Raw genomic sequence first — 12,441 nt, forward strand, 5'->3', positions numbered from 1 at the left:
TGGTCAGGGGATCAGCCCTTGGCGGGCTGTCCCTGCTCCTTCTCGATCTGGCGGTAGATGAAGAACTGCTGCGCCATGGAGAGCACGTTGTTGCTCAGCCAGTACAGCACCAGACCTGCCGGGAACCACAGGAAGAAGAAGGTGAACATGATTGGCAGGATCTTCATCACCTTCGCCTGAACGGGATCTGGTGGCGTCGGATTCAACTGCATCTGCAGGAACATCGAACCACCCATCAGGATTGGCAGGATGAAGTACGGATCCATCACCGACAGATCATTGATCCAGAGCATAAAGGGCGCGTGGCGCAGCTGCACACTCTCGAACAGCACCCAGTAGAGGGAAATGAACACGGGCATCTGGACCAGTATGGGCAGACAGCCCCCCAGTGGGTTGATTTTTTCCTTCTTGTAGAGATTCATCATCTCCTGGGACAGCTTCTGGCGATCGTCACTGTACTGTTCTTTGAGACGCTGCATCTCTGGCTGAACACGGCGCATATTGGCCATAGAGCGATAACTTGTGGCCGAAAGTTTATAAAACGCCAACTTCACAACCACGGTGAGTAAGATGATGGCGACGCCCCAGTTACCCGTCAGGCCGTGGAACCAGTCCAACAAATAGAATAACGGCTGAGAGATAAAGAACAGCCAACCGAAATCAACCGTTCGGTCGAGGTTTGGTGCAACGCCCTGAAGTCGTTCAATGACTTTGGGACCAACGTAGACGCGGGAACCAATTTCTTTTTCTTCCCCGGGTGCAACCTTGGTTCCCGGGCTGACAAATCCCATGACATGGAGATTATCGCCACGCTGGCGAGTCTGATAACGATGTGTCTCACCCTGATCCGGGATCCAGGAACTCATGAAATAGTGCTGCAAGAAGGCCATCCAGCCGCCTTCCACCTGTCGGTTCAGAGGGGTGTCTTTCAGGTCAGAGAATTCGTATTTGGTATAGGGTTCTTGTGGTGTACTCAGAACCATCCCCAGAAAAGCCTGGACACCGAGGATACGTTGACCAGTGGGATCGCCACTTTCGTCACGCACAATGCGTCCGGAGAAATAGCCACTCCAAGGCTGACTGGACTCGTTCCGGATGTGGTACGTCACCCTGAAACGGTAATGATTCCGTTCGAAGGTATAACGTTTGATGATTTTTATACCGGAATCGGTTTTATGGGTTAGGTCAACGGTCAGTTGATCCTCGCCCTCATCGAGTTGGTAGCTGTCAGCCTTGCTGCTGAACGTCAGATTACCATGGCCACGTTCAGTACCGCCGTCACCCAGAAGGCTACTTTCAAGGATATAGGTGAGCTCACTGTTGTTATGCAACAGTTGCAACGGCTCGTCAGACTTCATCGTGCGGGTATGCTCAGGCAACCAAGCTTGTACGAGATGACCGCCATCCAGACTGATGCGGGTATCCAGAACATCGGTTTTCACACTGACCGTGTTGCTGTTATCCACAACGCCGCTGCTGGCTGATTCGCTATTTTGCTCTGGGTTCTGTTGGTTGCTGGAAGGTCCCATACCTGATTCTGGACGATCAAAAGCATTCCCGGTATCGCCCTGTGGTTGGCCATCCGAGGCCTGTTGTGATGCAGAGTCACTGGAACTCGGCTGAGATTCCTCAGCGGCTACTGGTTCGTTGGAAATTGGCTGCTGGTAATAATCCTCGTTCCATGCCATGACGAGGAGGTAACTGACAATGGCCAGACCAAGCCATATGGCGACGCGGGGGATATCCATTGATTGGTTCATCCTTTACGTGAACAGGATTGATGGGACGGGGAAGTGCCTGGAACCGGATCAAATCCGGATGTGCCCCAGGGATGGCATCTGAGAAAACGATTCAATGCGTAACGTCCACCACGGATTATGCCGTGCTGGCGGATCGCAATGATGGCGTATTCCGAACAGCAGGGTACATGCCGACAGTGTGGCGGCATCATCGGACTGATCCCGTACTGGTAGGCTCGAATCAGAATGAGAAACAGCCAGCGCATGGGCTTACCCTGTTTTTGCCGGAGACTGAGACCGTGCTTGTTTGCCTAGCTTTCGCCATGCTCGATCCAGTTCATGGAAAAGTTCGGAGTTTTCCATGGTGTTGCCACCAGGCCGCGCCAGTACGATGACATCAAAAGACGGTAACTCGCACTGTCGGTGTCTGAACGATTCACGTGCTGCACGCTTGAATCGATTGCGTGCCGTCGCCTTCGGCAGATGTCTTCGGGCCACGATGACGCCGAGTCTTGCCGGTGCCTCAGGTTCCTCAGAACTTCGGGCAAGTATTAGAAACCCGCGGCTACCGGCTCTGAACTGAACGCTGTTGAATACCCGCGTGTAATCACGACTTTTGAGCAGTCTTGCTTCGCGGGGAAATCTCAGGTCAGGGAGCAACTGGTCGGAATCAGGCGCTTAAACGCTTCCGGCCCTTGGCGCGACGCCGGGCGATAACCTTGCGGCCATTCTGGGTTGCCATGCGGGCACGGAAACCATGGGTCCGCTTGCGCTTGAGATTACTCGGCTGAAAGGTTCGTTTCATGGTGGTGGTCCTGTTCAGGGCTGCGAATGTCGGATCAATGGTCTCGGCCGATGGGCCAGGCACGGAGCGCCACCGGGATGCGAGATTCTAGTCAATTTGAAGCGTTCAGACAATGGGCAGTGTTGTTTCCCTGTTAGTTATAACAGACACAAAGTCTTTATCTTTAAGGGATTAATAAGACTGTTGTTATTATTATTAAGGGAGTCGATTTCTGTGGATAACCTCATTAGAGGCTGTTGTGGGGCATGCTGAGAGTTGGGACAGGTCTGTTCAGGAGCGGTGCGTAACCTGAGATTTAAGGAGGGATGGTATGGGTGCAAATCATGGGGTGCTTAGGGGCCTCGGTTTATCAACGGGGTTATGCGGGGGTTATGCAGGGAGTGACAAACGGTGTGTGCACAGTTTCCTGTGGATAAAAATATCTCATGGAATCGATTTGTAATTCTGTGCACGAGTCTGTTTGTAAGTAGCTAAAAATCTGATGATAAAAGAAAAAAATATCCACATGCTGTTTATATCGTGAGTCTGGGGGCTTTCACGGGCGCTGTGGTCAGCGTAGAATACCGTCCCTGCCGGAGAGGATCCGGCTCCGAGAAGAATTAGGTGGGGTCAGCAGTCGTGGCGCAGGAAATCTGGCAGCAATGTCTCGAACTTTTACAGGATGAGTTTCCTGCCCAGCAGTTCAATACCTGGCTGCGGCCGTTGCAGTCCAGGGATGACGGGGGCGCACTGGTTCTTCTTGCGCCGAACCGGTTTGTTCGGGATTGGGTCAGTCAGAAGTATCTGGATCGAATTGAAGAGCTGGTCCGTGACCTCAACGGGGCCAAAGGGCTTCAGGTCGAGGTGAAAGTCGGGTCAGCGGATGACGCCAGGAGCCGTAATAGTAGTAGTCCGGCAGGGGTTAATGGCGGGGGTTCTGCGGCAAAGTCTGAGTCGTCACAGGGTGAGAGAAGGGAAGTTGAATCGGCGCGTGCCGAAGTGGCTCCTCCGGTTAATGACGCGGAATTGAGTACGGCTGATGAACGGCCGGTCGAAGATTCACCGGTGGCGGCCCGGATTGCGGGTCGGGCTAATGGCGGACGCGACGACCGGCGGGCCAATGTTGAAGGGGGTGTCCAGCATAATGAGACATTTCTCAACCAGCAGTTTACGTTTGAAACCTTTGTCGAGGGTAAATCCAACCAGCTTGCGCGGGCAGCCTCCAGTCAGGTGGCGGAAAACCCCGGGGGGTCGTACAACCCTCTGTTCCTTTATGGTGGTGTTGGCCTGGGTAAGACGCACCTGATGCATGCCGTAGGTAATGAGATTGTTCGGCGTAATCCCGGCGCACGTGTGGCCTATCTGCGATCCGAGCGTTTCGTGGCGGATATGGTCAAGGCTTTGCAACTCAATGCCATCAATGACTTCAAGCGGTATTACCGCTCGTTAGATGCCCTTCTGATTGATGATATCCAATTCTTCGCCGGCAAAGAGCGTTCCCAGGAGGAATTCTTCCATACCTTTAATGCCCTGCTTGAGGGCGGCCAGCAGGTGATTCTTACCTGTGATCGATTTCCCAAGGAAATTGTGAACATGGAAGAACGTCTCAAGTCACGCTTTGGCTGGGGCTTAACGGTGATGGTGGAGCCACCAGAACTTGAAACCCGGGTGGCAATCATCATGAAAAAGGCGGAGCAGGCTCAGGTCAGTATCAGCAATGAGGCAGCCTTTTTCATTGCCCAAAAGATTCGCTCTAACGTGCGCGAGCTGGAAGGAGCACTCAAGCTGGTTATTGCAAATTCTCATTTTACCGGACAACAGATTACGCCGGCGTTCATCCGAGAAAGTCTTAAGGACCTGCTGGCACTGCATGAAAAACAGGTCAGCATCGACAATATTCAGCGGACCGTGGCAGAGTACTATAAAATGAAAGTGGCGGATCTGCACTCAAAACGCCGCACGCGGTCGATCACGCGGCCCCGCCAGATGGCTATGGCGCTTGCTAAAGAGCTGACGAGTCATAGCCTGCCCGAGATCGGCGATGCCTTTGGGGGCCGGGATCACACCACGGTTCTCCACGCCTGCAAGAAAATTGAAGAGCTGCAGGAGTCAGACGCTAATATCCGTGAGGATTATCAGAACTTTCTTCGGCTGCTGACGACCTGAATTACCGACCAAAACCCACATCCGAATCAGGCGGAATCCGACAATCATGAAAATCCGGACCAGTCGTGAATCCCTTCTCGAGCCACTCCAGGCGATCGCCGGCGTGGTGGAAAAGAAACAGACTATGCCCGTTCTGGCGAACGTACTGCTTGTGGCGGAGAACCAGGCGCTGACGCTTACCGGTACTAATATGGAAGTGGAGCTGGTTGCTACGCTGACTGATCTGGATCTGGAACAGGAAGGACGCATAACCGTGCCGGCGCGTAAGTTGGTGGATATCTGCCGGTCGCTGCCTGACGCTGCGGAGGTGACTTTGGGGCTGGAAGGCGATCGGCTTCGGATCCGCGCTGGGGCAAGCCAGTTCACTCTAGCGACCCTGCCTGCGGATCATTTTCCGAATGTAGAGGATGATGAGGATAGTTTTACGCTCAATCTGGAACAGGGAAGCTTCCAGAGTCTGCTCAGCAGTACAGCCTTTGCCATGGCACAGCAGGATGTTCGTTATTATCTGAATGGACTTCTCCTTGAAATTAGCGATGACCTGGTGAGAGCGGTGGCGACCGATGGGCATCGGCTTGCGCTTTCGAACCTTGCGGCGCCCACCTATCTGGATGAAACCCGTCAGATCATTGTGCCTCGAAAAGGGGTTCAGGAACTTATCCGGTTACTGGGAGACGGTGAAGAGACGGTTGCAGTTACGATCGGAGGCAGCCATATACGGGCAACAGTCGATGGGTTCACTTTTACGTCCAAACTCATCGAGGGGCGTTTTCCGGATTATAATCGGGTCATTCCCAGCGGGGGTGATAAAACGGTGATTGCAGACCGTGAGACCCTCCGCAGCATCCTGCAGCGAGCGGGCATCCTGTCCAATGAGAATATCCGTGGGGTCCGGCTTGAGCTGGAGCCGGGGGAACTGCACGTGTATGCCAACAACCCCGATCAGGAACAGGCTGAGGACACCATGGCGGTGGAGTACCAGGGTGAAGCCCTTCAGATTGGGTTCAATGTTGGTTATCTCATTGATGTGATGAACGTCATACGGGAAGAGCAGGTTCGGATCGTGCTGTCCGGACCGAACGCGAGTGCGCTTATCGAAAGTACCGGGCCGGACGACAATCTTTATGTTGTGATGCCGATGCGGTTATAGGGTCAGACAAAACAGGGAAGCTTGGTATGAATGCATTAATTGAAAAGTCGCCGTTCATGCGGCGCAAGAATGCGAGCGGCGGCGACAAGAGTCAGATAGCTTATTCGGGAGCCAGATCGGCGCGTGTCGTGGGTGATGGTATTAAAGGTGCGCTCCGGATTGGACAGACAGCAATGGTGCTTGGAGGCCAGAGCGTGCGGTGGCTTTGGGGTAACCGACAGCCCATGCCCTGGTTGATGCGTGATACGTTTGAACGCTTGGGCGCAACTTACGTTAAGCTGGGTCAGTTGATTGCGTCTTCTCCGACTTTCTTTCCGCGTGAATACGTCGACGAGTTTCAGAATTGTCTGGACCAGACCCAGCCCCTTCCCTATACCCTCATGGAACGGATCCTGAAAGAAGAACTGGGCGAAGCGGTTGATACGGAGTTTTCGCGTATCGACCGGGCGCCATTGGCTTCTGCTTCAATCGCTCAGGTTCATGGCGCCCGATTGGCCAGTGGCGAAGAGGTGGTGCTGAAAATCCAGAAGCCCGGTGTTTCGAATATTCTGCTGACTGACCTGAATTTTCTGTATGTATCGGCACGGGTGGTGGAAACGCTTGCCCCTAAACTGGCATGGACATCGCTCTCCGGTATCATTCAGGAAATCCAGCGAACCATGATGGAAGAGTGTGATTTCGTCCAGGAGGCGAATAACCTCGAAGCATTTCGGGAGTTCCTTGATCGTACAGGGAATACAGAGGCAACTGTGCCAAAGGTATATCGCCAATTGAGCACGAGCAGGGTTCTGACGATGGAACGTTTTAGAGGGGTGTCTCTGACCGATCTGGATAGTATCCGGCGTTACAGTGATGATCCTGAGCGGACCCTGATCACGGCGATGAATACATGGTTTGCGAGTCTGACACAGTGTGAGTTCTTTCATGCCGATGTGCACGCCGGCAACTTGATGGTGTTGGAGGACGGGCGTGTGGGGTTTATTGATTTTGGCATCGTTGGTCGGATTGCTCCTGACACCTGGACGGCAGTTTCCGATTTTATGGGCGCACTGATGGGGAGTGATTTCGAAGCGATGGCGGATGCTATGACGCGTATCGGTGTCACGCGTGAGGGGGTGGATGTCAGTGCTCTGGCACGCGATCTGTCGGGGCTTCAACAGCACATGGAGACCGTTGTACCGACGGATCCGGATCAGATGCCAGATATAGAGACACTGTCTGAAGAAACTGACGACGATGTGAATGAGCTTCTCATGCAGCTTGTCCGCATTGGTGAGGATCAGGGTCTGCACTTCCCTCGTGAGTTTGCGCTTTTGATAAAGCAGTTTCTGTATTTTGATCGTTACGTCCACATTCTAGCGCCAGAAATGGACATGTTTCTGGACGAACGGCTGAGCATGCTGCAATGAGGCCACTATAATGGCGCTTGTGCCTCAGCTTCTGACGTCGTCGCTTGCGCTTTGGCGAGGAACTTGGATCTGTCGTTCAGAAGTCGTAGTGCCTGAGCAACCACTCCAGCTGTTCGAGATGGAAGGGTGTCCCCACTGTCGATTGGTGCGGGAAACGCTCACGGAGCTTGGTATTGATGCGGTGATTTTCCCCTGCCCTAAAGGGGGCCATCGGTTCCGTAATCGGGCTTTTGATTTGGGTGGACGATGTGAATTTCCGCTGCTTGTGGAACCGGTTAAGGGCGAGGTGATTTATGACAGTCAGCGGATTCGGGAGTACCTGTGGCAACAGTACGGAGGGCGCTCTGTTCCAGGATTGAGTAGTCGGCAACCGGTTGATAAAGGGCGCGTGCTACTGGCGTCTTTCGCTAGATTTGGCAAGGGTCTTTATGCGAAGCCCTCATGTACGCCGGCACGTTTACTGGAGCTCTATAGTTTCGAATCCAGCCCCTATTCGCGGGAGGTGCGTGAACGCCTTTGCGAACTCGAAATTCCTTATGTTTTGCGCAATTGTGGAAAATCAAGAGTTGGCGAATTACTTCTTCCGGTGATCGGTGATTGGATGGGAATCGGTTATCGGCCTGGCTCGAGGAACCGTCAAGAGCTTGTTAACATAACCGGACGGGGTGCGGTGCCCTATCTGGTCGATCCGAACCAAGATACAGCACTCTTTGAAAGTGGTGCGATTCTGGCGCACCTGCGCGATTATTATCAGATCTGATCAATGGCGCTGGACGAGCTTCGCATCCATCACTTCCGCAATATAGAACATCAGAAACTACAGTTTTCTCCCCGCCTCAATCTTATCCATGGTGACAATGGCAGTGGTAAAACCAGTCTGCTTGAAGCGGTCTATTATCTTGCAACAGCGCGCTCTTTTCGTTCTTCGAACCATAGACGCGTGGTCCAGGAAGGGCACGCTTCATTAACGCTCTTCGGGTCTGTATCCGATCCTGTAAGGGGGTCAATTAGGCTTGGCCTTGAAAGGGAACCAGGGAACAAGAGAGGGGTTCGGTTGCAACGCAATGGTGAGTCGATACGGTCGATTGCCGCACTTGCGCGTTTGCTCCCGGTGTCGGTAATTGAGCCTGGTACTTTCGAGCTTGTTGCAGGTGGCCCGGGTAATCGTCGAAGGTTTCTGGATTGGTTGGTGTTCCACGTGGAACACTGGTTTAGTGGGGTCTGGCAGGAGGCACAGAGGGCACTTAAGCAGCGCAATCACCTCCTTCGTCATGGTATAATTGATGCGGCTTCTATTGGCCCATGGAATGCACGGGTAGCTGACCTAGGTGAGCGTCTGAATCAGGGTCGCGAAGAGGGTTTTCGGCGTTTTCGGGACGAATTTGAGGCAATGCAGAAGCGGTCTGGTACCGGCTGGCTGGCAACTGTCTCTCTTGTTTTTAGCCCTGGTTGGGATACTGAGAAACGTCTCGACGCCGTTCTCGCAGGTAATCTGGAGGCGGAGGCGCGCGCCGGGTTTAGTCTTTACGGCCCCAACAGGGCTGATATCCGAATCCGAGTTGGCAAGCAGCCAGCTAGCGAGGTGCTGTCCCGCGGGCAGCAGCGGTCGCTGGTGGTTCTGATGAAGGTCGCCCAAATGCGGGTTCTTCAATCAGTTGGTTGTCAGGGCATCTGTCTCCTTGATGATATCCATGCAGAGCTTGATGCGGATAATCAGGCTCTCCTGGCCAGTGAACTTCTAGCACTGAACACTCAGGTTTTCCTAACCGGCATCAAAACTCCTGATGCCGGAGCGCTGGGGAACCTGATGCGCGAGCATGAACCGTCGATGTTTCACGTGGAACATGGGCGATTCACGGAACAATGAACGCCAAGCTGGGGGAACCCTGCGAATGTCTGATTACACTTCTACAAGCATCAAAGTACTTAAAGGTCTGGATGCCGTACGCAAACGGCCTGGTATGTACATCGGTGATACCGACGATGGTACAGGTCTCCACCATATGGTTTTCGAGCTGGTGGACAATTCCATCGACGAGGCATTGGCGGGTTTCTGTTCCGAAATCGGTGTCGTTATCCACCCTGATGAATCGGTAACGGTCAGGGATGATGGACGTGGTATTCCAACCGATATCCACGAAGATGAAGGGGTTTCAGCTGCCCAGGTCATAATGACCGTCCTGCATGCCGGTGGTAAGTTTGATGACAATACTTACAAGGTATCCGGCGGTCTGCATGGTGTGGGTGTTTCTGTGGTCAATGCCCTCTCTTCTACCCTCAGGCTCACGATCCGACGTAGTGGTAAGGTTCATGAGCAGGTGTATCACAATGGTATCCCGGAAGAGCCGCTACGGATTGTTGGCGACACAGAGGCGTCAGGCAGCGAGGTCCATTTCATACCGTCGCATGAGACTTTTACGAATATCGAATTCCATTTCGATATCCTCGCCAAGCGGCTTCGTGAACTGGCGTTCCTGAACAGTGGCGTAAGAATCCGGCTTACTGACGAGCGGACTGGTAAAGATGAAGTGTTCGAGTACGAGGGAGGCCTGAGAGCCTTTGTCGAGCATCTGAACACGAATAAAACAGCCCTGAACCGAGTCTTTCATTTCACCAGGGAGCGTGATGACGGCATCGTGGTGGAAATCGCAATGCAGTGGAATGACGCGTTTCAGGAAAACATCTTCACATTTACCAATAACATTCCTCAGGGCGACGGGGGCACCCACCTGGCGGGTTTCCGGGCGTCTTTGACCCGGACCCTTAACAGTTATATGGAACAGGAAGGCCTGATCAAAAAGGTCAAGGTCAATACGTCCGGTGATGATGCCCGCGAAGGCCTGACGGCCATCGTCAGTGTCAAAGTGCCGGACCCTAAGTTCTCCTCTCAAACCAAAGACAAGCTGGTTTCGTCCGAAGTCAAAACCGCGGTCGAACAGGAGATGAATCAGGCATTCACTGATTATCTTCAGGAGTACCCCCAGGAAGCCAAGGCCATCGTCAACAAGATGATCGATGCGGCCCGCGCCCGGGAAGCCGCTCGTAAAGCCAGAGACATGACTCGCCGTAAAGGGGCTCTGGATGTCGCTGGGTTACCGGGCAAGCTGGCAGACTGCCAGGAAAAAGATCCGGCTCTTTCTGAACTGTTCATAGTCGAGGGTGATTCGGCTGGCGGTAGTGCAAAGCAGGGACGCGAGCGGCGTACCCAAGCAATACTGCCTCTCAAGGGCAAGATCCTGAACGTTGAGAAGGCACGCTTCGACAAGATGCTGGCTTCGGTGGAAGTAGGAACTCTTATTACAGCGCTTGGCTGTGGTATTGGCCGGGAAGATTATGATCCGGACAAGCTCCGTTACCACAGTATTGTGTTAATGACGGACGCTGATGTGGATGGCTCCCATATCCGTACTCTGCTGCTTACTTTTTTCTATCGGCAGATGCCGGAGCTGATTGAGCGCGGTCATGTCTATATCGCCATGCCGCCGCTGTACAAGGTCAAGCGTGGCAAGCAGGAGCAGTACCTTAAGGATGAAAAAGCCAAGACGGCCTATGTCACTCAGTCGGCCTTGGAAAACGCGGGGCTCTATGTAAATCCGGATGCACCACCTCTTGCTGGTCAGGCATTGGAAGAGCTGGTGCAGGAATACCAGAGCGTGATGGAAACCATCGACCGGTTGACCCGCGTTTATCCGGAACGGGTTCTTCAGGAGATGATCACGCACCGAACACTGACGCCGGCAGACCTTGAAGACTCTGAAGCCATTGAGCAGTGGGTAGCCGATCTGGGGAAAAGACTGGTTCTCGATACCCGCACCGGAATTCGGTATGAGTTCTCAACCAAGGAAGATCCGGAACGCAAGCTGACGCTGCCCAAGGTCACCCTGCTGATCCACGGTATTCCCTATGAGTATGTGTTCCGCCATGAGTTTTTTGAATCACCTTCGTACAATGCAATCGCGCGGCTTGGTGAAAAACTCGATGACATGCTGGAGGCAGGCGCTTACGTTCAACGTGGCGAACGCAAGCACCCAGTGGATACCTTTGCAGGTGCCCTGGACTGGCTTATGCGTGAGGGTCAGAAGGGGCTGACTATTCAGCGCTATAAGGGCCTGGGTGAAATGAACCCGGATCAGCTGTGGGAGACCACCATGGATCCGGAAACCCGCCGGCTGATGAAAGTAACGATTGAGGACGCATTCGCTGCGGACCAGATCTTTACGACCCTGATGGGTGACGAGGTTGAGCCACGACGGGACTTTATCCAGACCAACGCACTTGAAGTGGCCAATCTGGATATCTGAGGGGTAAGGCTTTCAGATTCCGGGTTTCAGAGCCTGGAATCGGGAGGCTAGATCCGCCAGTCTCTCGGGCAGCGATGGTCCGAGACACATCAGTTCCATCACCGGCATCCGGGCCCATCGTTCCGTCTCCGAAGCGAGCGACAGCATCAATGGCCAGTGGCGTTCCAGTGCGTGTTCCCCTGCTTCGCCCGGCCAGGCTTCGAGAATCAGAACGGCGTCGTAATTGAGCTTATCGAGAGTACGGGGGCTGATCTTCTCACCGGCGATTCGGTCTGAAGGAGCACTGCTCCAGCCAAGCTGCGCAAAAAGCGTGTGACAGGGGTGATTATGCCCCGCAAGACGGTAACGCCCTCGGCCGGTTTCCACCAGGACCAGAACACATGGCCCTGAAATATGGAGTCGTTCACGCAATCCTTCAAAGGTTTCCCTAAAGCGCTGGGCGGGCACCATTTCTCCCATGGTATTGCCCAGAACCCGGGCAATACGCTTGAGATTGCTCTGGACCTCACCGGGCGTCTGGGCAGCCTGGACCAGTGAAAGCCGTGGTTCGTAGCGTGCGGGAAGCCACGTAGGGCAAAGGCTGGTACCACCGGCGATTTGATGAGCAAGGATGAGATCCGGATCCGCAACACCATCGCTGCCCAGATGCTGCCAGGGCACGAGTCTGTCACCGAAACCAAGTGTTCTCACGTAATCCTCGATCACTGCATCGCCTGCCATGACATGCCTGATCTGAGGCATGGTTGTGGCATGCAGAACCAACGCGGTTTCGATGCAGGCACCAATACTGGCTTGAAGTTCAGGTAATAGGCTAGTGGGAGGTTGGCTCATGATGATTCAACGCGGCCCTGACGGATCATTGAATCATCAGTATTGCCGTCCCTACCCTATA

The 12,441-nt window shown here is 53.7% G+C and carries 11 protein-coding genes; 6 read left to right on the forward strand and 5 right to left on the reverse strand.

Annotation, left to right across the window (positions count from 1 at the left end):
- Positions 1–11: 11 nt before the first annotated feature.
- From yidC to rpmH, 4 genes are read right to left on the reverse strand one after another with little or no spacing between them, the layout of a single operon-like run.
- On the reverse strand, positions 12–1,748 hold the full coding sequence (gene yidC / locus AAF659_RS07720; protein ID WP_349751149.1) for a membrane protein insertase YidC: 1,737 nt from the start codon (positions 1,746–1,748) through the stop codon (positions 12–14).
- Between the two features lie 8 nt (positions 1,749–1,756).
- Entirely contained in the window at positions 1,757–2,005 is a 249-nt protein-coding gene (gene yidD, locus AAF659_RS07725) for a membrane protein insertion efficiency factor YidD (RefSeq protein ID WP_349751150.1), read from the reverse strand.
- A gap of 4 nt (positions 2,006–2,009) precedes the next feature.
- Positions 2,010–2,399, reverse strand: coding sequence for a ribonuclease P protein component (rnpA, locus tag AAF659_RS15115; protein ID WP_502949203.1), 390 nt, complete (start codon positions 2,397–2,399; stop codon positions 2,010–2,012).
- 10 nt (positions 2,400–2,409) lie between these two features.
- Positions 2,410–2,544, reverse strand: coding sequence for a 50S ribosomal protein L34 (gene rpmH, locus AAF659_RS07730; protein ID WP_349751151.1), 135 nt, complete (start codon positions 2,542–2,544; stop codon positions 2,410–2,412).
- A gap of 618 nt (positions 2,545–3,162) precedes the next feature.
- Between rpmH and dnaA the strand changes: the two genes are divergently transcribed.
- The 6 genes from dnaA to gyrB are packed head-to-tail and all read left to right on the forward strand — an operon-like array spanning position 3,163 to position 11,549.
- Entirely contained in the window at positions 3,163–4,689 is a 1,527-nt protein-coding gene (gene dnaA / locus AAF659_RS07735; RefSeq protein WP_349751152.1) for a chromosomal replication initiator protein DnaA, read from the forward strand.
- A 46-nt stretch (positions 4,690–4,735) separates the two neighbouring features.
- Positions 4,736–5,839: a DNA polymerase III subunit beta gene (gene dnaN, locus AAF659_RS07740; protein WP_349751153.1), complete on the forward strand. Its 1,104-nt coding sequence runs from the start codon at positions 4,736–4,738 to the stop codon at positions 5,837–5,839.
- Between the two features lie 26 nt (positions 5,840–5,865).
- On the forward strand, positions 5,866–7,248 hold the full coding sequence (locus tag AAF659_RS07745; protein ID WP_349751154.1) for an ABC1 kinase family protein: 1,383 nt from the start codon (positions 5,866–5,868) through the stop codon (positions 7,246–7,248).
- A 10-nt stretch (positions 7,249–7,258) separates the two neighbouring features.
- Positions 7,259–8,008 carry a glutathione S-transferase N-terminal domain-containing protein gene (locus AAF659_RS07750; RefSeq protein ID WP_349751155.1) on the forward strand — a complete coding sequence of 250 codons (750 nt, stop codon included), beginning with the start codon at positions 7,259–7,261 and terminating at the stop codon, positions 8,006–8,008.
- Between the two features lie 3 nt (positions 8,009–8,011).
- Positions 8,012–9,115, forward strand: a complete 1,104-nt coding sequence (gene recF / locus AAF659_RS07755) for a DNA replication/repair protein RecF (RefSeq protein ID WP_349751156.1) — start codon at positions 8,012–8,014, stop codon at positions 9,113–9,115.
- Between the two features lie 25 nt (positions 9,116–9,140).
- Positions 9,141–11,549 carry a DNA topoisomerase (ATP-hydrolyzing) subunit B gene (gyrB, locus tag AAF659_RS07760; protein ID WP_349751157.1) on the forward strand — a complete coding sequence of 803 codons (2,409 nt, stop codon included), beginning with the start codon at positions 9,141–9,143 and terminating at the stop codon, positions 11,547–11,549.
- 12 nt (positions 11,550–11,561) lie between these two features.
- Here gyrB and AAF659_RS07765 read toward each other — a convergent pair whose 3' ends face one another.
- Complete coding sequence (locus tag AAF659_RS07765) at positions 11,562–12,380, reverse strand: substrate-binding domain-containing protein (protein WP_349751158.1); 819 nt, start codon at positions 12,378–12,380, stop codon at positions 11,562–11,564.
- Positions 12,381–12,441 lie beyond the last annotated feature (61 nt).

The sequence above is a fragment of the Salicola sp. Rm-C-2C1-2 genome (genome assembly GCF_040196175.1).
Taxonomy (GTDB): domain Bacteria; phylum Pseudomonadota; class Gammaproteobacteria; order Pseudomonadales; family Oleiphilaceae; genus Halospina.